This is a genomic window from Thalassospira sp. TSL5-1 (genome assembly GCF_001907695.1).
Taxonomy (GTDB): Bacteria; Pseudomonadota; Alphaproteobacteria; order Rhodospirillales; family Thalassospiraceae; genus Thalassospira.
Map to the genome: position 1 here is coordinate 1,712,813 of NZ_KV880637.1, position 21,468 is coordinate 1,734,280.

General features: G+C 52.1%; 22 protein-coding genes and 1 tRNA gene. 2 read left to right on the forward strand and 21 right to left on the reverse strand.

Going from position 1 to position 21,468, the window contains the following annotated elements:
• Nucleotides 1-9: 9 nt before the first annotated feature.
• From LF95_RS08090 to ccsA, 12 genes are all read right to left on the reverse strand, one after another.
• Nucleotides 10-831: an inositol monophosphatase family protein gene (locus LF95_RS08090; RefSeq protein WP_073954454.1), complete on the reverse strand. Its 822-nt coding sequence runs from the start codon at nucleotides 829-831 to the stop codon at nucleotides 10-12.
• 37 nt (nucleotides 832-868) lie between these two features.
• Nucleotides 869-2,131: a GTPase HflX gene (hflX, locus tag LF95_RS08095; protein ID WP_083607565.1), complete on the reverse strand. Its 1,263-nt coding sequence runs from the start codon at nucleotides 2,129-2,131 to the stop codon at nucleotides 869-871.
• A gap of 76 nt (nucleotides 2,132-2,207) precedes the next feature.
• Nucleotides 2,208-2,465, reverse strand: coding sequence for an RNA chaperone Hfq (hfq, locus tag LF95_RS08100; protein WP_007089557.1), 258 nt, complete (start codon nucleotides 2,463-2,465; stop codon nucleotides 2,208-2,210).
• 123 nt (nucleotides 2,466-2,588) lie between these two features.
• Nucleotides 2,589-3,272, reverse strand: coding sequence for an HAD family hydrolase (locus tag LF95_RS08105; RefSeq protein ID WP_073954456.1), 684 nt, complete (start codon nucleotides 3,270-3,272; stop codon nucleotides 2,589-2,591).
• A gap of 117 nt (nucleotides 3,273-3,389) precedes the next feature.
• Nucleotides 3,390-4,259, reverse strand: coding sequence for a D-amino-acid transaminase (locus LF95_RS08110; protein WP_073954457.1), 870 nt, complete (start codon nucleotides 4,257-4,259; stop codon nucleotides 3,390-3,392).
• Nucleotides 4,260-4,334: 75 nt separating this feature from the next.
• Entirely contained in the window at nucleotides 4,335-5,714 is a 1,380-nt protein-coding gene (gene trkA / locus LF95_RS08115; protein WP_073954458.1) for a Trk system potassium transporter TrkA, read from the reverse strand.
• A 51-nt stretch (nucleotides 5,715-5,765) separates the two neighbouring features.
• The gene (locus LF95_RS08120) at nucleotides 5,766-7,151 is read right to left on the reverse strand and encodes a nitrogen assimilation response regulator NtrX (RefSeq protein ID WP_073954459.1); all 1,386 of its coding nucleotides are present in this window, start codon (nucleotides 7,149-7,151) and stop codon (nucleotides 5,766-5,768) included.
• Nucleotides 7,152-7,207: 56 nt separating this feature from the next.
• Nucleotides 7,208-9,487: a sensor histidine kinase NtrY-like gene (locus LF95_RS08125; protein ID WP_083607566.1), complete on the reverse strand. Its 2,280-nt coding sequence runs from the start codon at nucleotides 9,485-9,487 to the stop codon at nucleotides 7,208-7,210.
• Nucleotides 9,484-10,932, reverse strand: a complete 1,449-nt coding sequence (ntrC, locus tag LF95_RS08130; protein WP_073954460.1) for a nitrogen regulation protein NR(I) — start codon at nucleotides 10,930-10,932, stop codon at nucleotides 9,484-9,486. The genes LF95_RS08125 and ntrC overlap by 4 nt, the downstream gene beginning before the upstream one ends.
• Nucleotides 10,929-12,077: a two-component system sensor histidine kinase NtrB gene (locus LF95_RS08135; protein ID WP_073954461.1), complete on the reverse strand. Its 1,149-nt coding sequence runs from the start codon at nucleotides 12,075-12,077 to the stop codon at nucleotides 10,929-10,931. Before LF95_RS08135 ends, ntrC begins: the two co-directional genes overlap by 4 nt.
• A 50-nt stretch (nucleotides 12,078-12,127) precedes the next feature.
• Nucleotides 12,128-13,135 (reverse strand): tRNA dihydrouridine synthase DusB, encoded by a 1,008-nt coding sequence (gene dusB / locus LF95_RS08140; protein WP_073954462.1) that lies wholly within the window; start codon nucleotides 13,133-13,135, stop codon nucleotides 12,128-12,130.
• 115 nt (nucleotides 13,136-13,250) lie between these two features.
• Nucleotides 13,251-14,057 (reverse strand): cytochrome c biogenesis protein CcsA, encoded by an 807-nt coding sequence (gene ccsA, locus LF95_RS08145; RefSeq protein ID WP_073954463.1) that lies wholly within the window; start codon nucleotides 14,055-14,057, stop codon nucleotides 13,251-13,253.
• A gap of 114 nt (nucleotides 14,058-14,171) precedes the next feature.
• On the opposite strand from ccsA, the gene LF95_RS08150 reads away from it, so the two are divergent.
• Nucleotides 14,172-15,389 (forward strand): bifunctional 2-C-methyl-D-erythritol 4-phosphate cytidylyltransferase/2-C-methyl-D-erythritol 2,4-cyclodiphosphate synthase, encoded by a 1,218-nt coding sequence (locus LF95_RS08150; protein WP_073954464.1) that lies wholly within the window; start codon nucleotides 14,172-14,174, stop codon nucleotides 15,387-15,389.
• A 92-nt stretch (nucleotides 15,390-15,481) separates the two neighbouring features.
• Here LF95_RS08150 and LF95_RS08155 read toward each other — a convergent pair whose 3' ends face one another.
• Both LF95_RS08155 and cutA read right to left on the reverse strand, forming a co-directional pair.
• The gene (locus tag LF95_RS08155) at nucleotides 15,482-16,042 is read right to left on the reverse strand and encodes a septation protein A (RefSeq protein WP_073954465.1); all 561 of its coding nucleotides are present in this window, start codon (nucleotides 16,040-16,042) and stop codon (nucleotides 15,482-15,484) included.
• Nucleotides 16,043-16,134: 92 nt separating this feature from the next.
• A complete protein-coding gene (cutA, locus tag LF95_RS08160; RefSeq protein WP_083607567.1) occupies nucleotides 16,135-16,473 on the reverse strand; it encodes a divalent-cation tolerance protein CutA in 339 nt (112 codons plus the stop codon).
• Nucleotides 16,474-16,571: 98 nt separating this feature from the next.
• Between cutA and LF95_RS08165 the strand changes: the two genes are divergently transcribed.
• Nucleotides 16,572-16,811, forward strand: a complete 240-nt coding sequence (locus LF95_RS08165; protein WP_073954466.1) for a hypothetical protein — start codon at nucleotides 16,572-16,574, stop codon at nucleotides 16,809-16,811.
• A gap of 119 nt (nucleotides 16,812-16,930) precedes the next feature.
• Here the strand turns inward: LF95_RS08165 and LF95_RS08170 are convergent.
• From LF95_RS08170 to LF95_RS08200, 7 genes are all read right to left on the reverse strand, one after another.
• Nucleotides 16,931-17,007 (reverse strand) — tRNA-Pro (locus LF95_RS08170).
• Nucleotides 17,008-17,072: 65 nt separating this feature from the next.
• On the reverse strand, nucleotides 17,073-17,579 hold the full coding sequence (locus LF95_RS08175; protein WP_083607568.1) for a MerR family transcriptional regulator: 507 nt from the start codon (nucleotides 17,577-17,579) through the stop codon (nucleotides 17,073-17,075).
• A 21-nt stretch (nucleotides 17,580-17,600) separates the two neighbouring features.
• On the reverse strand, nucleotides 17,601-17,891 hold the full coding sequence (locus tag LF95_RS08180) for an integration host factor subunit alpha (RefSeq protein WP_073954467.1): 291 nt from the start codon (nucleotides 17,889-17,891) through the stop codon (nucleotides 17,601-17,603).
• A gap of 180 nt (nucleotides 17,892-18,071) precedes the next feature.
• The gene (locus tag LF95_RS08185) at nucleotides 18,072-19,043 is read right to left on the reverse strand and encodes a beta-ketoacyl-ACP synthase III (RefSeq protein ID WP_073954468.1); all 972 of its coding nucleotides are present in this window, start codon (nucleotides 19,041-19,043) and stop codon (nucleotides 18,072-18,074) included.
• 39 nt (nucleotides 19,044-19,082) lie between these two features.
• On the reverse strand, nucleotides 19,083-20,156 hold the full coding sequence (plsX, locus tag LF95_RS08190) for a phosphate acyltransferase PlsX (RefSeq protein WP_073954469.1): 1,074 nt from the start codon (nucleotides 20,154-20,156) through the stop codon (nucleotides 19,083-19,085).
• Between the two features lie 148 nt (nucleotides 20,157-20,304).
• On the reverse strand, nucleotides 20,305-20,877 hold the full coding sequence (locus LF95_RS08195; RefSeq protein WP_073954470.1) for a YceD family protein: 573 nt from the start codon (nucleotides 20,875-20,877) through the stop codon (nucleotides 20,305-20,307).
• A 27-nt stretch (nucleotides 20,878-20,904) separates the two neighbouring features.
• Nucleotides 20,905-21,450 carry a ubiquinol-cytochrome C chaperone family protein gene (locus LF95_RS08200; RefSeq protein WP_073954471.1) on the reverse strand — a complete coding sequence of 182 codons (546 nt, stop codon included), beginning with the start codon at nucleotides 21,448-21,450 and terminating at the stop codon, nucleotides 20,905-20,907.
• Nucleotides 21,451-21,468: the final 18 nt, after the last annotated feature.

Below are 21,468 nucleotides of genomic sequence, written 5' to 3' on the forward strand. Positions count from 1 at the left end.
GCAGATTATTTATTGCCAAACAGGTTGCAGCAATTGGTTGATCTCGTCCCATAATTCAGGTGAGGATGCGCAAATCAGGGCTGCTCCACTGCCATTGGCATGATAATCGTCTTTTTGGCCATCTTTCGAGAAATATCGGGCAATCCCGCCGGCCTCACGAACCAGCAAGGTTCCCGGTGCGTGGTCCCACGGCTTTAGGGTGCGATAAACGCAAAAATCATAGTTTCCTAGCGCTACATCCTGATATTCGGCACCACAACAGGAATAGTAGGACAGTTTTTCAAAAAAATGGCGCTTGCCATAGGCCTTGGCAAGACGGTTGCGAACATAGAAAATCAGAAAACCACGGGCGCTAGAGGCCGACATTATTTCAGATCGGACCTTCACGGGCATTCCGTTATGAAAGGTGCCACTTCCGTGCTCAGCAACGGTCACGTCACCGGTCAAGGGATCAACGATCCAGGCGGCAACTGTCCTGCCATCTTGATAAAGAGCCAGCATGGAGCGAAACGGCTGGCGCTGGTGGGCAAAGTTTTTGGTGCCGTCAACCGGATCAATAATCCAGATCGGTGCTGTGCCCGCAAAAACGGTCTTTTGCAAGGAGGCATCATGATGTGCTGCCTCCTCACCCAGCGCGACACTGCCTGGAAGTAATGCTGTCAAACGCCGGGTTAAGATACGTTCGGCCTCGGTATCAGCAATTGTCACCAAATCCTGGGCATGGGTCTTGGTGTCGATATCACCGGCTTCAAGTTGCCCGAATCGTGGCGCAATTTCTTCTGCGGCGACCTCGCGGATAATGGTTGTTACCTTGTCTATATCCGGTGTCATCACGTTAAACTTCCTGCGTCCTGTTCGGGTTAAACGGTTAAACGGAATAAAGTTCCAAACCGTTTTTCTGGCACCAGTCCTCGAATCGACCCAAACGTGTCTCATCAAGACGGATCTCGATACTGATGCCGTCATTGCCTTCGATACGGTTCAAAACTTCGCCCTGCTGGTAAAGTCCGGCCAGTGCCTTGCCATTGGCATAAGGCACCAGAACCTGAAATACCGGCATTTCGGCGGTCAGGCGGTCTTCGACCAAACGCAGCAAGCTGTCACAGTTTTCGCCGCTCAGAGCAGAAACCACAATGGTGTTATTTTGACGGCTGCTTTGTTCCAGCACGGCAAGGCGGTCTTCTTCATCCAGAAGATCAACCTTGTTTAAGGCTTCAACCAGTTCTGCACCATCAATAACCTGCTGCAAGCCAAGTTCTTTAAGGACTTCCAGCACATCTTGTTTTTGTGCATCGGTTTCAGGCGAGGACGCATCGCGAACATGAACAATCAGGTCCGCTTCCAGCACTTCTTCAAGTGTTGCACGAAAGGCAGCCACCAAGTCATGCGGCAAATCGGAAACAAACCCCACCGTATCAGACAGGATGACCTTGCGACCGCTTGGCAGCTCCAACCCGCGCATGGTGGGATCAAGAGTGGCAAACAGCATGTCCTCGGCAAACACGTCGGACTTGGTTAAGCGGTTAAACAGTGTCGATTTCCCGGCATTGGTATAACCAACCAAAGCCACAATCGGATAAGGCACACGGCGGCGGGCCTTGCGGTGCAAATCGCGTGTGCGTTTCACTTCTTCAAGTTCACGCCGCAACTTTGCCAGCTTGTCCCCGATCAGGCGACGGTCAATTTCGATCTGTCTTTCACCCGGTCCGGCCAGAAAACCACGGCCCCCACGCTGGCGCTCAAGGTGCGTCCATGTACGCACCAGACGCGAACGCTGATAGCTTAACAGCGCAAGCTGAACCTGCAGGCTACCTTCACGGGTTTGCGCACGATTGGCGAAGATCTCGAGGATCAGGCCAGTCCGGTCAATAACCTTGGCCTTCCACGCACGTTCAAGGTTACGTTGCTGAATCGGGGTTAACTGGCCATTGACCATAACAAGGTCCGCTTCTTCGTCACGGATCCAGTCGCCGATTTTTTCGACGGTTCCCGTTCCGAAAAGCGTGGCCGGGCGCGGCTTTGCCACCGAGACGATTTCTGCCCCGGATACGTCAAAATCAAGCGCACCAGTGAGATTTACCGCTTCGTCCAGACGCGACTGAGCGTCACGCCAAACTGAAGCGGCGTCCATACGTTTGGGATCCGGATGGATCACCAAGACGCGGGGGCGAGCGTCTTTATCGTCCACCCCCGATGTCAAAGTTTCGTCAGCTATTTTCTTCGTCCGTGGCTGGCTGGCTTGGATCAAACAATTTAATGGGCGTCGTCGGCATTACCGTCGAAATCGCATGTTTGTAAACAAGCTGTGTATGGGCATCGCGCCGCAGCAAAACAGAAAAGTTGTCAAACCAGGTAATAATCCCCTGAAGCTTGACTCCGTTGACCAGAAATACGGTAACCGGCGTTTTGTTTTTACGGCAATAATTCAGGAATACGTCCTGAACATTTTGTGATTTTTCCGCCATTGGTTAGACCTAGCCTTCTTTTATGAGCGTTTTTTTGGTTTTGGGCGGTCAAGGAAAATACCGAACCATTACCCCCCTCAGGAATTAACAGTTCGCGTCCCACCTTCTTATGACCTTGTGGAACTATAAGGCTTTCCCCAAGTGTTTTACAACCCCTGCAAGCTCTTCGCAATCACGGAAATGCCAATCAGGGCAAAAAGCCGCCGTTTCAGCGGCATCAGCACCACCGGTTACTTCGTCGCCAACGATGATGGCAACGGCCCCGGCATTGCGTGCGCATTCAATATCAACAACGCTATCACCGACAAACCACAGAGTCCCGGTTTGCGTTGCAGCATTTTCACCCAGCGCCATGTGAACCGGGTCAATTGCCGGTTTATCCTGGGCCGCATCAGTTGCCCCAATCTGTTTGCCAAAAAAATGCCCCCACTCCAGATGGGCAACTTCGGCGCGCAAAAACGCACCCTGTTTGTTGCTGACGATTGCCGTGTAAATGCCCGCATCCTTCAAAGCCAGCAAAAGGTCATGCGCGCCCTTCAGGGGCTCAACCTTTTCAAGGTGAATGCGTGCAAAATGGTTATAAAACCGGTCCTTGGCACCTTCCCAGTCATCGCCGAACAGAGCAGGAAAACTGTCGCGCATGGAGCGGGCAACACGGACATGGGCTTCTTCCATTGTCCAGCGTTCCAGGCCGTAATCATCAAATGTCAAATTCAACGCTACAAGAATCGGCCCCCAACTATCGACAAGGGTATTGTCCCAATCAAACAGGACGGCATCCGGGCGCGTAAGTTCAGGTTTTGACATTGTTAAAATTTCAGTTCGTTAGAATGTAAAGTAACACCCTGCTTGATATAAACGGTATCTTACAGGGAAAGGTGAAAAGAGCGGGCACAAAGCACCCTACCCGTCTTGATCCAGTGATCAGCGTCCCTGTTTTGCCTGGTCAGCCAGTTTTTCCATCGCATCGAAATAGGCATTGCGCAAGGTTTGGGCGACTGGCCCCATCTCGCCATTGCTAATGGCAACATGATCGATTTTCCAAACCGGCATCACAAAGGTTGAGGCACTGGATATAAAGGCCTCGCGTGCGTTTTGCGCTTCTTCGACGGTGAAAGGGCGTTCTTCAAAACGAAACCCATTTTCGCGGGCAAATTCAAGCAAGGCCATGCGCGTAATCCCGCGCAGGATATTATGGTCCGCCTGTCGGGTGACGATGACGTTATCCTTTGTCACAATCCAGGCATTCGATGATGCCCCCTCGGTGACATATCCGTCTTCATCAACCTGCCATGCCTCAAAGGCCTTGGCCTCGCGGGCTTTTTGTTTGGCAAGGGCTGCGGGCAACAGGCCAACCGTTTTGATATCGCGCCGCGCCCAGCGTTGATCGCGGGTTGTAATAACCGCTACCGGCTTCACATCGCGCCCCGGAAAGCTTTTGCTGCGCGCGGTGACAACAATCGTGGGCATGGCAGCATAGGGAAACGGAAAATCACGTGCAGCAACGCCGCGCGTGACCTGAAAATAAACCAGCCCGTCGCGTACCAGATTTAACCGCACCATCCGGCGCAAAACCTGCGACAAGGCCGCCCGTGCCATCGGCATGGCGATTTGCAATTCCGAAAGCGACCGTTCAAGCCGGTCAAGATGCCCCGCCTCGTCTATTAACTGGCCTTTATAAACCGCCACCACTTCATAAACGCCATCTGCGAACTGAAAACCACGGTCTTCAACATGAACGGATGCTTCTGAATGTGGAACATAACGTCCATTCACATAGGCGATGCGCGACATTTAACAATTTCCAGATAAATCAATATGGTGGTGGATGTTTAAAAAGCAGTTTGCAAAGTAATCAGGTTCGACAGGTTAGAAATATTCCAGCCGGACCGCAAACATCTTTTCAACCTTTTTAATCTGCTCGGATCCGGCGAAAACCACGATACGGTCATTCGCCTCGATCACGGTATTGGCACGCGGCATAACAACCTTGTCATCACGCAGGATCGCACCAAAAACAACACCCGGTGGCATTGCAATGTCTTTAATCGCTTTGCCAACAATCGGTGCTGTTTCAAGGGCCTCTGCCTCCAGCACTTCACCAAACCCTTCGGACAGGCTGTGAACCGCACGGATACGGCCACGGCGCACATGTTGCAGAATGGTGGAAACCGTCGTCATGCGCGGGCTGATTACCACGTCCACACCGAGTTCGGATACCAGTGAGGTATAAGTACTTTTATTGACCAGCGTTAAGGCACGCGGGCAGCCATACCGTTTAGCCAGAAGCGACGACAAAATGTTGGTTTCGTCGTCATTTGTCAGGGCCACCACAGCCTCGGCATTGGCAACGTTGGCTTCTTCAAGCAGTTCGGGGTCCAGCACGTCCCCACACAGAACAACGCTTTTCTTTGGCAGCTTCTGGGCGACAAACCGGGCCCGTTCCGGGTCGGATTCAATAAGGCGGGTCGTAACCCCCGGGAAATTGTTATTGATTTCTTCGGCAAGGAACAGGGCAATATTGCCGCCGCCAAAAATAACAATACGGCGTGCTTCGGGGTCTTCATGACCAAAGGCCGACATGGCCCGGTCCACCTGATCACTGGAAACAGCCAGATACACCAGGTCGCCCGCCAGCATCTGGTCTTCGCCTTTGGGATAAACCGGTTTGTCATTACGGATCATCCCAAGGATCGAAATATTGAGATCGGGAAACAACTGATGCAGCTGGCGTAGCGGCGTATTGATCACCGGGCAGTCTTCGTTGCACCGCAAGCCAAGAATTTTAACCATGTCATCGGCAAACGGGATCATATCAAATGCCCCGGGGGCCCTAAGGCGGCGCGCAACCGCACGGGCCACTTCCATTTCCGGTGAAATGACAACGTCAATCGGCAGCTTTTCCCGGCCAAATAATCCGGCCCATTCAGGCTGCAGATAGGTCTGGCTGCGAATACGGGCGATTTTGGTGGGAACGTTAAAAAGCGAATGCGCCACCTGGCAGGCCGTCATATTGACTTCATCGGCAAAGGTCACCGCGATCAGCATATCGGCTTCTTCTGCGCCGGCCTGCTGCAGAACATCGGGGTGCGACCCAAAGCCGATGATCCCCTTAACTTCCAGGGTGTCGGAAATTTTGCGAATCAGTTCTTCGGACTGATCAATAACCGTCACATCGTTTTGTTCGGCTGCAAGATACTTGGCAATGTGGAACCCCACCTGCCCCGCGCCGCAAATGATGACTTTCATTTATGTTTTCTCCTGATCAAAACCCTGTGGACCAGAACCGGTGCGATGGCATCAATCGCCAACACGGTCCCCGTAAATTCCCAGGCTTTTGAGCTTTCTATGCAAAGCGGAACGTTCCATTCCGATAAAATTGGCAGTTTTCGAAATATTGCCACCAAATCTGTCCACTTGTGTTTGCAAATATTCCTTTTCAAACAATTCGCGGGCTTCACGTAAAGGCAGGGCCATGATTTCGCTGGTTTTATCAAAGACAAGCGATTCAGGCATGTCGGAAAACAATTCACTTGGCAGCATTTTGCCGCTGATCATCTGGGTGCTGTCGCCTGGTGCCATGATCATCAAACGTTCGATCACGTTTTTAAGCTGACGCACATTTCCCGGCCAGTCATAGGCATGCAGGGCGGCAATCGCTTCGGGGGACAGGGTACGACGGGGCAAACCGGTGGCATCAGCATAACGCGACAGGAAATAATCAGCCAGTTCGGGAATATCATCCCGCCGGGCCACCAGTGGCGGCACTTCAAGCGGTACAACGTTGAGCCGGTAATAGAGATCCTGGCGAAATTTCTGTTCTTCGATCTTTTCTTCGAGATTCCGCGACGTGGTCGCGATTACCCGCACATCAACACTGACCGGTACGGAACCGCCGACCCGCACAAAGGTTTGATCCTGCAGGACCCGCACAATTTTGCCCTGGGTTTCAAGCGGCATATCAGCCACTTCATCAAGCAAAAGAGTGCCGCCATGTGCGATTTCCAGCATTCCGGTGCGCGCTTCACGCGTTGCATTGCCAACCGCACCAAACAACGAATCTTCCATCGTCTCGGGTGATATATTTGCGCAATTCAACACAACAAAGGGACCATTTGCCCTTGCTGAATTCTTGTGAACCAGCCGTGCAACCACTTCTTTGCCAACGCCGGCCGGGCCGGAAATAAGAATACGGCTGCCGGTACGGGCGACACGGTCAATCGCCTGGCGCAAATTAACGATTGAAGGGGTTTTTCCGACAATTTCAACATCGCCGCCAGCGCGAAGTGTCAGTTCACGGTTTTCACGGCGCAGGCGCGCATCCTCGATCGCCCGTTCAACAACAAGCAATAACCGGTCCGTATTAAACGGTTTTTCGATAAAATCGTATGCACCATTACGCGATGCTTCAAGCGCGGTTTCAATATTGCCGTGACCGGAAATCATGACTACAGGGACTTCGGGATGTTCGCGCTGGATCAGCTTTAAGGTCTCGATCCCGTCATGCTCGCTCCCCTCCATCCAGATATCAAGCACCACCAGTGTCGGTCGCCGTGCGGCAACCTCAGAGAGGGCCTGCTGGCTCGATGCCGCAGCCCGGGTGGTGTAACCTTCGTCTTCCAGAATGCCAGCAATGAGCGACCGGATGTCTTCTTCATCGTCGACGATTAAAATATCGTGCGCCATGTTTCGACAATAACCTTGGTGTTTCTATTCATTTTTCTTGCCGCACAAAAAATGCGTCATACGGCTGGCGGCAAACTATCACTGTCCGAAGAATTTTCAGTTAATTTTGTAGAATTCTTTGGAAAAGACAATGTCACTCGCGCGCCTGTTTCTTCTCTGTCGGCGAGTATAAGCTCTCCGCCGTGGTCTTCCATGATTTTCTTAACGATCGCCAGACCAAGCCCGGTTCCCTTGCTGCGTGTCGTAACATAAGGCTCGGTCAAACGTTCGCGGTGTTCGGTAGGCAAGCCCCTGCCGTTATCCTCTATCACAATATCAATCCGCTGATCCGGATCGTTGCCTGGGCGAATATAAACGCCAATATGCCCCGGCGGCAGGTCGCCGTCACCTTTATCGCGCCCGGCAATGGCCTCTGCCGCATTTTTAAGGGTATTGATCAGGCACTGGTTCACCTGGCGGGAATCGCATTGGATATGCGTATCGATCCCGTCATCAATGACAAAGTCATATTTAATTGCTGAATGCGCCTGCTGTTGCAAAAATAGGGCATTTTTAGCTAGGTCAGCCAGATTTTCATTGCGCATTTTCGGGCTGGGCATTCGGGCAAAAGACGAAAACTCGTCCACCATTCGACCAATATCGCCAACCTGACGGATGATGGTTTCAATGCAGGTTTTAAATATCTCGGTATCGCTTTGAATTTCCTTAAGATATTTGCGACGCAGCCTCTCCGCCGAAAGTTGGATCGGTGTCAGCGGATTTTTGATTTCATGTGCAATACGTCGTGCAACATCAGCCCAGGCCGCCATACGCTGCGCATTCTGAAGTTCAGTCACATCATCAAAGGTTACAACATAGCCAAAAATGGAACGATCCCCTGCACGCTCGACCGTAACTCGGGCAAGTAACATCAGGTTTAGCCCGTCACGCCGAATTTCGATCTGGCGGGGTTTGGAACGTTCTCCTTCCTTGATGGCCTCGTCAAAAAGCACGTTAAATTCGGGTATAACCTCGCAAATGGGCTGCCCCAATTTGTTGTCAATATCCAGCCCCAACAGTTCCGACGCACTTCGGTTTGGCAAATTAATGCGACAATCGGCATCAAGACCAATCACACCTGCTGTCACCCCACCCAAAATAGCTTCGGTGAAGCGCCGTCTTTCGTCATTCAGACGATTCGCTGCAATCAGTTCGGCACGTTGCGTATCAAGCTGAGCTGTCATCCGGTTAAAGGCCCGGCTTAAGGCCTCCAGCTCGTCTCCCTGCCCGTCTAACGGTACACGGAAGGACAAATCACCGTCACGGACCTTTTCGGCCCCGTTAATCAATTGCGAGATCGGCTCCACCAGCCGCGTTGCAACCGTAAGGCCCAACATCACGGCAGCAAGCAACAGGACCACAGCGATGATGACAAAAATCATCACAAAGGTCACGACGATGCCGGAACGTTCACCTTCAAGGTTTTCATAGGCCTTAACCGCACGTCGGGCCTGTTCGATGCGATCAAGAACGCTGCTGTCAACGAACCGACCCACCAGCAAAAAGCCATCGATAAAATTATCCAGCCGCACAACGGCACGAATGCGGTCCTCGGTATCGCCCAGCATCAGAACAACGTCATTGACCCGCGCCCGGTCAAAGACCTCCTGTGGAACGGGCGCCCCTTCGGGATCATAGGAAAAACTGTAATCGGACTGGGCAATCACCTTGCCGCTGCCATCAATGATCAGGGCTTCGGGTAGACCGCGGGCATCGGCCTGCGCCGTCAATATGCGCGACAAGCGGTTGGGATCGGTTGCAAAGGAAACCCCAAGGCGCTGCAAATCGCTTGCGGTTGCCAAGGCATCGGCGCGGATAAGTTCCTGATGTTCCTGAAGATAAGCTTGGGCAATGACCATGCTTTCTTCAACCGCCGTGCGAATACGGTCGCTAAACCAGCCCTGAATGCCAAAATGCAGAAACAGGGCCGAAAACACGGCCACAATAATGGCGGGCGTTACGGCAACCAGACTGAACATCAAAACCAGCCGTGTGTGCAGCTTTGCCCCGGCGGTTCCCTTGCGCCGCTCCACCCAGATTTGCACCAGCTTGCGCGCCACCAACGTTGCCAGTGCAAGAAGCAATATCAGGTCGATATTAAGCAGGATAATAATGGTACGTGGATCGGGCCGTAATGGCGCCGTTCCCGTCATGGCAAGATAGGTGACTGTCGCGGAAATCAGGGCGGCGATGACCAGTCCGATTGCAAATTTGCGCGACTGTGCAATCCGTCCCAGCAATTTGACAAATGCCGATTGCTGCCATGCCTTACGGCGCTGGCGCACGGGTAAGCTCATTTTGCGCCCCGTACCACTTCCAAACCCAGATCCCGGATTTTCTTGCGTAAGGTATTGCGGTTAAGCCCCAAAACTTCGGCCGCCTTCACCTGATTACCCCGAGTTGCCTCAAGCGTCACGGTTAATAGTGGGCGTTCCATTTCGCGCAAAATGCGGTCATACAGACCACTGGAAGGCAAATCATCGTCATGGGCGTCATAATATTCACGCACATGCCGCTCAATTGATTCCGAAAGCGATTGCGGTTCACCAGCCGGGGCCGATTCTGCCACGCTGTTTTCCGCAAACTCGGTTTCAATCACGTCAACGCCAATCATGTCCTGCGAATAGAGCGCGGTTAAACGCCGCACCATATTCTCAAGCTCGCGAATGTTACCGGGCCAGCGATGCGCCTTCAGGCGTGCCATTGCTTCAGCAGACAGGGTTTTGCGTGGCAGGCCCTGCTCGCTTGCCTGGGCAAGAAAATGATTGACCAGTTCCGGGATATCTTCAAGGCGTTCACGCAGGCTGGGCAAACGAATGGGAACCACATTCAACCGATAGAAAAGATCCTCGCGGAAACTGCCTTCGCGGATCAATTTGCGTAAATCACGGTGTGTTGCGGCAACAATTCGCACATTGACGCGAATGGGGGTTCGACCGCCAACACGGGTATATTCGCCTTCCTGCAAGACACGTAAAAGCCGGGTTTGCGCCTCTAGCGGCATGTCCCCGATTTCATCAAGAAACAGTGTGCCACCTTCGGCCTGCTCAAACCGGCCTACCTTGCGTTCATTGGCACCGGTAAAGGCGCCTTTTTCATGACCAAAAAGCTCGCTTTCAATCAATTCACGCGGGATGGCGGCCATATTGATGGCAACAAACGGGCCGTGCCGACGCGATCCATATTCATGAAGTGCGCGTGCCACCAGTTCCTTACCGGTCCCGCTTTCGCCCGTTACCATCACGGTCAGGTCAGTATTCATCAGGCGCGCCAGCGAACGATAAATTTCCTGCATTGCCGCGGAACGGCCGATTAGCGGCAGGCGATCATCACCCTCCTCGCCTGCCGGTTTGGCATTTTCCTGATTTACCGGTGTTTCAAGCGCACGATCAACAATTCCCATCAATTCGTTCAAATCAAAGGGTTTTGGAAGATATTCAAACGCACCGCGCTGGGCGGCTTTAACCGCTGTTAACAGGGTATTTTGCGCACTCATGACGATAACACGCAGATCGGGGCGCAGCTTGCGAATACGCGGCACCATATCCAGGCCATTTTCGTCGGGCATCATCACATCGGTGATCACCAGATCACCCTCGCCATCCGCGATCCAGTCCCACAGGGTTTTACCGTGTCCGGTGCTACGAACTTCGTGGCCCTGCCGCGACAGAGCCTGCGTCAGAACGGTACGAATGGCGCGATCATCATCGGCGACAAGAATACGGGCTGGTTGCGCACTCATAGTGTTTCTTCCTTGATCCAGCTATCTTTCTGATTGGCTTGAATATCTTCTGCCAGGGTCCGATGATAGATCGGCAGCATAATTTGAAATTCCGCCCCGCCTGTCGGCACGTCTTTTACCTCGATCACGCCGCCATGATCGGCAATGATTTTCGCAACCAAAGCCAACCCCAAACCGGACCCGGTAGGCTTGGTGGTGACGAAGGGATCAAACAGGCTTTCGCGCATATCGGGCGGAATCCCCGGGCCATTATCACGAACGGAAACCACCAGCGGCAAATGCACACGGGTATCGCCGCCTGCAACTGCAAGGCGTACACCATGTTGATAGCGGGTGGAAATCGTAATCAAACCTGTTTCGGACTGTACTGCCTCGGCCGCGTTTTTCACCAGATTTAAAAACACCTGGATCAGCTGATCGCGGTTACCATAAACCGGCGGTAAGGACGGGTCATAGATTTCTTCAAAATGCAGGTTATGACCAAAACCATTTTCGGCCAGGCGACGCACATGTTCCAGCACCGTATGAATATTGACCGCACCGCGCTCCAGCGGCTTGTCCGAAAATATTTCCATGCGGTCAACCAGGTTCACAATCCGGTCGGCTTCATCACAAATCAAGCGGGTCAATACCCGGTCATCTTCGGTTGCCGTCTGTTCGATCAACTGGGCGGCCCCCCGGATGCCTGACAGCGGATTTTTGATTTCATGGGCTAAAATGGCGGCCATCGCACTGACAGATCGTGCCGAATTACGGCTCAGCAACTGGTTATCAATTTTTTGCGCAATCGAACGTGGTTCGAATGTTAAAACGGCACACCCCGTTTCATCCGCCATTGATCCAACCGTTAAATTAACGGCATGGCGCCCAATTTTCGGGCTCTCGATCAGCAGGTCATGGTCAGCAACAAGCGTCGCCTCATCAATCGCCTGCGCAACAAGCGAGAAAACGGGGCTGTCTTCCGGAATGAAATCTTTGAGGTTGCTGCGGCATAATACTGCCGCACTGGTGTTAAACAGTTGTTCGCTCGCCTGGTTGACAAAGCGTATTTTGCCATCCCGATCAGCAACCACAACTGCACTGGCAATGGCGTTCAAAACGCCAGCGGGATCAACAGAATATCCCTTGCCAAAGCCTAGCCTCATTTTTGTCCCCCGATCGTCAATCAGTTATCAGGCAAATGATTGCGGCCATTTCAGGCGGCACATTCACGTAATTCGGTTTCAATTTTGGGTTCATAAAAGGCACGAATGGCATCTTTAACCTGAACCGGATCATCCAGCACATTAACAGTTCGGCGAAACTCGGTTGCGTCGCGCAAACCGTTGCAATACCAGCCAAGATGCTTTCGCGCGATGCGATAACCGGGAATGAGCCCGTGATGATCCAATATTGCATCATAATGGGCCAAAATGGTTTCAAGCTGCTGTTCGAGCGTCGGTGACGGCAGTTTTGTTCCCGTTTTCAGATAATGGGAAACCTGCTTTAAAAACCAGGGCCGCCCCTGCACGCCCCGACCAATCATAACGCCATCGGTACCGGACCGTCGCAAAAGCTCTGCGGCGTCTTCTTCGCTTTGCACATCGCCATTACCAATGACCGGTATGGACACGGCGGCCTTGACGTCAGTAATCGCATCCCAGTCCGCCTCGCCCTTATAGAACTGGCAGCGCGTGCGACCATGAATAGTCAACATCTGTATTCCCAAGTCCTCGGCAATACGAGCCAGACGCGGCGCATTGCGGTCATCGTCATCCCAGCCAAGGCGCATTTTAAGGGTAACGGGCACCTTCACCGCATTTACGGTTGCTTCCATGATCTCGGCAGCCAGCTTTTCCTGGCGCATCAGGGCTGAACCGGCATATCCCTTGGTCACTTTCTTTGCCGGGCAGCCCATATTGATATCAATGATCATGGCTCCACGGGCTTCATTCATTTTCGCCGCTTCGGCCATTTCTGACGGTTCGGTGCCGGCCAACTGCACCGAAAGCGGGCTTTCGGCTGCACAATCGCCGTGCATTTTACGCACTTCTTTCTGATGCTGCTGAATACGGGTCATGGCGTCCGACGCAATCATTTCCGACACAACGAGATGATCACCAAAACGGCGCACCTGCTGACGAAATGGGAGGTCAGTAACACCTGACATCGGTGCCAGAACAACATTTTCCGGCACGGTCACAGAACCGATCTGCAAAGACATGAAGAACTTCCGATTGCCTAAAACTTGGGCAGATTAATGAAACTGAAGGCAGAGTGCAACAACTCTAAGCGTAATAAGCCTACGAATAGTGTAAACAGCATAAAATTGGCTGTTTTCACCCCAAAAGATAGACCGTTACGAAACGCACCCCCGGAAATGCCAGCGTTAGTAACAACCACGCGCCCAGCACAAACCTTACCGCCATGCGCCCGCGCAAACTGGATCGTTCATGTATCCAGATCAGGGTGCAGATAACGGCAAAACCCGACAGCGTCAGCAGCATTTTATGATCAATTGTCCATAAAGCGGTGCCTTCTATCTGACGCAGGGCAAAACCAGTGACAATACCAACGACAAGCACCCAGGCAGACCATTTAAGATAGCTGATCAACATCAGCTCACTATCGCGCAATGGCGGCAAACGCCTGCTCCAGCGGTTGGGGCGCCGGTTTTTAAGGGCATTTTCCTGCACGACATAGGCCATTGCCGCAATGGCTGCGATGGTAACAAGCGCATAAGTGATCAGGGATGTTCCTATATGCACCCACAACCAGGCGGAATAAAGCACCTGTTCCTCAACCTGGCCCGGTGCGGCACCGCCGATAGATTCGAAAATGGCGGCAACAACGCCAAACAGGATCAGGTATGCCCCAACATAACCGCCCAGTCGCCAAACCTGCTGATGGAGCACACAGGTCGCAACACCCCCGAAGATAAACAGCACCGTTAACTCCGACCAATGCAAGGCAGCAGAAAACCCGCGCGATTGCACAGCCTCGCCCGTCAGGCTTAATACCGCGATGGTTCCTGCAATACCCACACCGATCGAGGCATAAAACCAGAAATCACGCTGTGGCTCACGCCGCATGATCTGGCATGTCAGGGGCAAAAGGGACAGAATATGAATGGCGGTGGCGAACATGCAAAAATGTCCAGAATGGTTGCAGGCAACAGAAGATAAAATTTGGCGACTTGGCAAATCGGGTTGGTAAAGTTAGCTTGTCGCCCACTTTATTGATGTGAGCATATATCGTTTATGAACAAAAAAATCTCGGTTGTCATCGTTGCTGCCGGTAGCGGTAGCAGATTTGGTGATCCGCTGCCAAAACAATATCATCACATAGGTGACAAAACGCTTCTGCGTCATAGCATCGAAGCGTTCATGCAGCTTTGCCCAGCCCATCATATTCAGGTTGTTTATAATCCCCTGCATCAAAATCATCTGGACGCCGCGATTGGCGATTTGATAACGGGCAAAGGGTTGCGTCCAGCTGTTGCCGGTGGTGCCACGCGACAGCAATCAGTGCTCAACGGCTTGCGTGCCCTGAGCGATGTCACACCGGATTATGTCCTTGTGCACGATGCGGCCCGCCCCGGCATTGATCCTGATGTCATTTACCGCGTTCTTGATGCCTTGCAAGATCACAAAGGGGCCATTCCCGGCATTGCCGTGCATGACACCATTAAACAATGCGATGATGACAAGGTCATTTTGCGTACCATTGCGCGTGATACCCTGATGCGGGCGCAAACGCCGCAGGGATTTGACTTTAACGCCCTTCTGATGGCCCACACCAAATTCGAGGGCCAGGAAATGACAGATGATGCCAGCCTGCTTGAGCAACTGGGTATCCCTGTCAAATGTGTGCCCGGCAGTGAGCGGAACGATAAAATCACCCGACGCGACGACATTGCCCGGCTGAGCGAATATTTAACCCCGGAAAATCCCCCCGAAAATCCCCTGAAAGAGCACGCCATGATTGCAGAAGAATATCGCACCGGCACCGGCTTTGATGTCCATCGCTTTGCACCGGGTGATGCCTGCATGTTATGTGGTGTCTCGGTACCGCATAAGGCCCGGCTAGAGGGACATTCCGATGCCGATGTTGGCCTGCATGCCCTGACCGATGCCATTTTAGGCGCAATCGCTGCCGGGGATATTGGCCAGCACTTCCCGCCCAGTGATCCGCAATGGAAAGGTGCGGCATCGGACCAGTTTTTAAAACATGCAGCCAACCTGGTTGCCCAGCGTAACGGGCGCATTGTGAATGTCGATGTGACGCTGATTTGCGAACGCCCGAAAATCGGCCCGCATACGCCAGCCATGCGCCAGGCCATTGCTACTATCCTGTCCATCGACATTGACCGCGTCAATGTAAAGGCCACCACGTCCGAACGTTTGGGTTTTACCGGCCGCGAAGAAGGCATTGCCGCACAGGCCGTCGCCAGTATCGCGCTTCCCCGCACGGCATAAACGCGTAAAGCAACCGATAAAACCTTCACGCACTTACGACAACAGGCGGGCCACATGACCCGCCTGTTGTCGCATCAACGCAGAATAATCTCTCAGGCTTCCGCTTTTTCTTCTTCCGGCAATTGATATTTTAAAATTACCGGCACTTGGGCCAACCCAAACAGCAATGTGATGGGGGTAACGGCCCAAACCTTAAAGGCAACCCAAAAGTCGGTACCAAAATTGCGCCAGACCACCTCGTTGGCAATGGCCAGCACCACAAAAAACAGGCCCCAACGCCAGGTCAAAGTACGCCAGCCTGCATCCGTTACCTGAAACGCCGTTTCCAAAACGAGTTTCAAAAACAGCTTTCCCATCGCAAGACCACCAAACAGAATGGCCGCAAACATCAAATTCACGATGGTCGGCTTGATCTTGATGAAAAGCTCATCTTGAAGATACAGCGTTAAACCACCGAAAATAATAACAAAAAAACCACCGATAAGTGGCATCATCGGAATGGTACGGTTGATCAGAAACGACACAGCAAGCGCAACGACTGTCGCCACAACAAAAACCAGCGTTGCCGTCATCAGATTATGTGTAATGCTGTTAATTGCAAAAAACAGCACCAGCGGCCCCATTTCCAGGACCAGTTTGGTTACATGGTTCATTGTGTCACTTCTTTTGTCATTAAGGCGCCATCCTATTGTCGGCAGGGGCGCGGCGCAACAGCGCGATTGCCTTAAGGCCCCTCAAATTTCCGTCAGCTCACTTGTTGGTGCAGCCAGGCCGCATAGCCATCATTAATCCGGCCAAGCGGCACTTCAAGTACACAAGGGGTATCATAAGGATGAATGTCCAGCACATGGGCCTGCAATTTGGAAAATATCTGTTTTTCGGTTTTCAGCAGCAAAACAGTTTCACTTGCCTCTTCCACTTCGCCATTCCATTCATAAACCGATGTCATTGACGGTAAAATGTTGGCGCAGGCCGCCAGCCTTGCGCCGAGCGCGGAACGGGCGATTTTGCGTGCACAATCCATATCCGGCACCGTGACATAAGCCATTACCATTTCAAGCGCATTGGTTTTGATATTTGTCATGGCAGTTGCCCTTTCTGCGAAATTCGGCAAGACTTTGGCTATGATACGCCTACCAGATCCCCCCCGTTTTTGGGGTACGTTCAACAGGGAGTTTTATCATGCCAGCGGCAAAGGCGACAAAGCCGACCAGCACCCAGAAAAACTGGCTTAAACGTGGCCTTTCACAGCCAGGAGGCAAATTGCCACTTTTTGATGAACAGGGAAAGCAGGTATCGGCAAAAACGGTTCAGGCCTGCATTGACCGTGGCTGGGCCGAACCCTGGTTTGCCAATCCGTTAAAACCCGACTGGCTGGTCTGCAAGCTTACCGATAATGGTCGCAGTGTGATAAAGGAATAATCTGTCTCTGGCGATCCGGTATATTCGTCATCCCTACTAAGGCCAGAGTTTGGAGAAGATAATAAAAAACCCGCGCCACGAACTGGTGCAGGTTAACTGTTTTGGATCCTTGAAGGAATTGGTCGGAGCGAGAGGATTCGAACCTCCGACCCCCTGCACCCCATGCAGGTGCGCTACCAGGCTGCGCCACGCTCCGACCGATGTGCGCCTTGCGGCGCGGACAGATACATAGCCCCGCCGCGCCCAAGACGCAAATGGTTTTTACGGATTTTTTTTCACTTCCTGAAGAGTAGCCCTCAAAAGCGATTGCAATCCTTCAAGTTCGCCTAAAACGTTCATCAGCGACTGCCGATCAATCGCTTTTTTCGACGAATCTGAAACAACATCAATGGCATCGTCTGAAACTGATTCGGCATAAGACACAGTTTCGCTGTCCGCCACGGAAGCATCTTTTGAGGCAGGCTGGATAGCGCCACCAGGCAACGTCCCGCCATTTTGCGCGATCAGTTTTTGTACACCCTTGATGGTGTAACCCTGATCATGCAAAAGCGCACGAATACCTTTGAGAAACTCAATATCATCCGGCCGATAATAGCGACGACCACCCGCCCGCTTCATCGGTTTGATTTGCGGAAATTTCTGCTCCCAGAAACGCAAGACGTGCTGCTGCAGACCCAATTCGGTTGCCGCCTCGCTGATTGTTCTGAAAGCAGAGTCAGATTTCATGGTACGGCGATTTTTCGCCGTCTCCCCCAATTCATTTTTCATTGATCGCGTTTATTCGTAATTTTATGCGTTAATGCGCGATTTGAGAACCTGGGACGGTCTGAAAACGAGCACTTTGCGGGGTAGAATCGGCACTTCTTCACCCGTTTTCGGGTTCCGGCCGATACGCTCGCCTTTGCTGCGTACGGAAAAACTGCCAAAAGAAGAAATTTTGACAACCTCGTCCCGGATCAGCGCACTGGAGATTTCGTCCAACACTGTTTCCAGTAATTGGGCAGATTCATTTCGCGACAGGCCGACTTCCTGATAGACCGCTTCGGCTAGATCGGCGCGGGTAACCGTTGTTTCCGACATGCAGACCGCCTCCTCATAACAGGGCAATGAACACAAAGGTATAGTTGGTGGCTAAATCAGTCAATATCAATAGGATACACGTGATTGTGGCGGAAAATTGCACTTTTTACGCCAAATCACTGATTTTTAATCATTTTTCCTGATTTTAGCTTATTTTGACCTTTAAAACAGATAAAAATTTTACCAACGTACCAGTGAAGCACCCCAGGTAAATCCGCCGCCCATTGCCTCAAGAACAACAATATCGCCGCGTTTGATACGCCCATCATGCACGGCTTCACTCAGTGCCAGCGGAATGGACGCGGCTGATGTATTGGCATGACGATCAACCGTCACGACCACACGATCCGGCGAAATGCCAAATTTGCGCGCCGTACCATCCAAAATGCGCTGGTTGGCCTGATGCGGTACCAGCCAGTCGATTTGCTCTGCTTCGATCCCTGTATCTGCAAGGACTTCACGAATAACCGATGCCAGATTGGTAACAGCATGACGAAAAACCTCGCGGCCTTCCATTTGAAGATGACCAACGGTCTGGGTTGAAGACGGCCCGCCATCGACATAAAGCAGTTCATATTTGCTGCCGTCAGAATGAAGCCGGGATGCCAGAATCCCCTGATCCTCAATTGTGCCGGTCCCTTCATAGCCCTGCACAATAACCGCCCCTGCCCCGTCACCAAACAACACACAGGTACGACGGTCTTCCCAGTCCAGAATGCGCGAAAAAGTTTCGGCACCAATCACAAGTACGGTTTTGGCCTGACCATTGCGAATATACATATCCGCGGTTGTCAGCGCATAAATAAAACCTGAACAAACCGCCTGCACATCAAAGGCAAAACCAACCACACCAAGGCGATGCTGAATTTTTGTTGCCGTCGCCGGGAACGTGTTATCCGGCGTAGCCGTCGCAACAATGATCATATTGATGTCAGAGGCCGATACCCCGGCATGTTCCATCGCCTGAACAGCAGCATGATAGGCCAGATCACTGGTTGTTTCGCCCTCGGCTGCAATATGGCGCTGACGAATACCGGTTCGGGATACTATCCACTCATCTGTTGTATCAACACGATGTGCAAGTTCTTCGTTGGTCAGCACATTAGAAGGAAGATAGGAACCACAACCAATGATGCGTGAACGAATTGTCATGATGATGAACTGCCAATATGCGAAGGTTTAAACAAGGAATTACTGTGCGGTATCTTCAGGCGCAACGTCAGGGTCTTTAACTTCCGCCTTGGACATTTCAGCCTCGAAAGAGGCAATTTCCGCCTTGATCGTTTCATTCAGCCGATTGGCAATCAAATCATGGCACACACCAATGGCGTTTGAAAAACCAAGCGCATCCGTGCCACCGTGGCTTTTGACGGCAATACCATTAAGCCCCAAAAGCATCGCTCCATTGTAACGACGCGGGTCCATACGTTCGCGAAAACGCTGAAGCGAACGTCGTGCAAGCAAATAGCCGATCTTAGCCCAAAAAGAACTGCGAAATGTTTCGCGCAGGAAATGCACCAATAGACGTGCTGTTCCTTCTGCCGTCTTAAGGGCCACATTGCCGGTGAAACCATCGGTGACAATGACATCGACGGTTCCCTTTGCCAGATCATCCCCCTCGACAAACCCGGCAAATTGAATAGGCAAATTGATTTCCCGCAGGATCGATGCCGCCTTTTTGACAGACTCATTGCCCTTGAGTTCCTCAATACCAACATTGAGCAAACCAACAGAAGGCTTTTCAATGCCAAACAAAACGCGGGCAAAAACCTCGCCCAACAGGGCAAACTGCACCAGGTTTTCTTCGTTGCATTCAATATTTGCGCCCAGATCCAGCATAATGGTTTCACCACGCTGGGTCGGCATATAAGTGGCAATTGCCGGGCGATCAATTCCCGGCAGTGTTTTAAGAACAAACTTTGCCATTGCCATCAATGCACCGGTATTCCCGGCAGAAACGACGCCCTGGGCGTCACCTTCCTTTACGGCGTTGATTGCCAGACGCATACTGGAGTCACGACGCTGGCGCAGGGCAACGGACGGCTTGTCGTCCATCGTTACTTCCTGCGTTGCATGACGAACCTCGGTCACAGCTGCCAGTTCCGGACAATTATCCAGAAGCGGTTTGATCCGCGCCTCGTCGCCATACATCAGAAACTTCAAATGCGGCAAACGTTTAAGCGCGATTTCAGCCCCCGCGACAACCATGTCGGGCGCGTGGTCTCCCCCCATCGCGTCAAGTGAAATGCGAACCTGTTCAGGCAATGTATTCTCTTGTCGTTGTTTTAAACATTATATACAGGAAAACGTAACCGCCGCGAAACCGGTCTGCGCCGCGGTTCAGCGAGATACGCCCGGAAAGCCCGTAATTACCGGAAATTCCGTTGCGGCACAAGGTAAAGCATCAGAAGCTTCAGTTCTTGTTTTCCAATTTTTCCTTTAAGCCCGCCAGTTTGGCGAACGGGTTCGGCTGTTCTTCAACTTCCTCTTCCTCGGCGAAATCGTCAATATCAACACCGTCCTTGCGCGGATACGGGTCCATCGAAATTGCCAGGAACTGGGAAGCCACTTCACCAAGGTCAATCTCGCCATCGGTCAAGGGTTCGGGCTGATCCAGCAACGCCATCAGTTCTTCTTCACTGAGGCCTTCAAGATCATCCGCGGTCGATGGCAGGTTGTCCTCGCTGACATGCGGCGAATACAGAACCTCGATTTCATCATCAACGGTTTCGGGAACCGGCTCTAGGGAAACGACACAACGCTGTGTAATTTCAGCATGCAGCGGGCCACGCACCGTGACTTCGCCGTTCCCGGCAACGGTCAGGGTCAGCTTGGCGACCATTTTCTCGATACCCACCAAATCGAACCGGTCCGCAAGAGCCGCACGTTCGGCTGCAGTCGCTTCGATATCATGGGTGGTTTTTTTCGCGGTCAGTTCGTGCACTTTAACAATGCGCGAAAATTCCGGTGTCAGATTTTCAGACATTACGTAAGCTCTTTTGTTTTCAGTTTTTTACTGTCCGGCGGCTTCGTATGGCGGCGCCGGAAACGAGACTTCACCACGCAAAAGCGCATCATCATCCAAAAGCGAGAGATGGTCTAACGTGGCAAAAACATAAGCCGTCATCGTTGCAAGCTGATCAGGTGTGACCTGGGTATCTGCAAACAGGTTGCGATCCAATGCCGCAGCCAGACTGGCATCACCGGCCAAAACACCCTCTTCATAGGCGACAATACGGCCATGATAGGATTCTGACATTTTGCGTATGCGTTTGAGGATGCCAACATCCCCAATCCCCATTTCCCGCATATTCTGATCAAGATCAGCAAACATCACATCAAACACCTGCTGGGCAAGTTCTTTTTGTGCAGAGCTGCCTTTCAGCCGGCGAAACAGCATAAAGGCATGGACCAGAATCAGATCAAAGCGGCCTTCTTTTGTATCGGTAACACCGCCCTGAAGATAAAACTCAGGTCGGCGCGCCTGGTTTACCAAAGCAGTATATAACGCATAGGCAGAATCAGGATTTTTGCCTTTTTTTGTTAACCAGCCGAACAACGTGCCACTCCTTCGTTG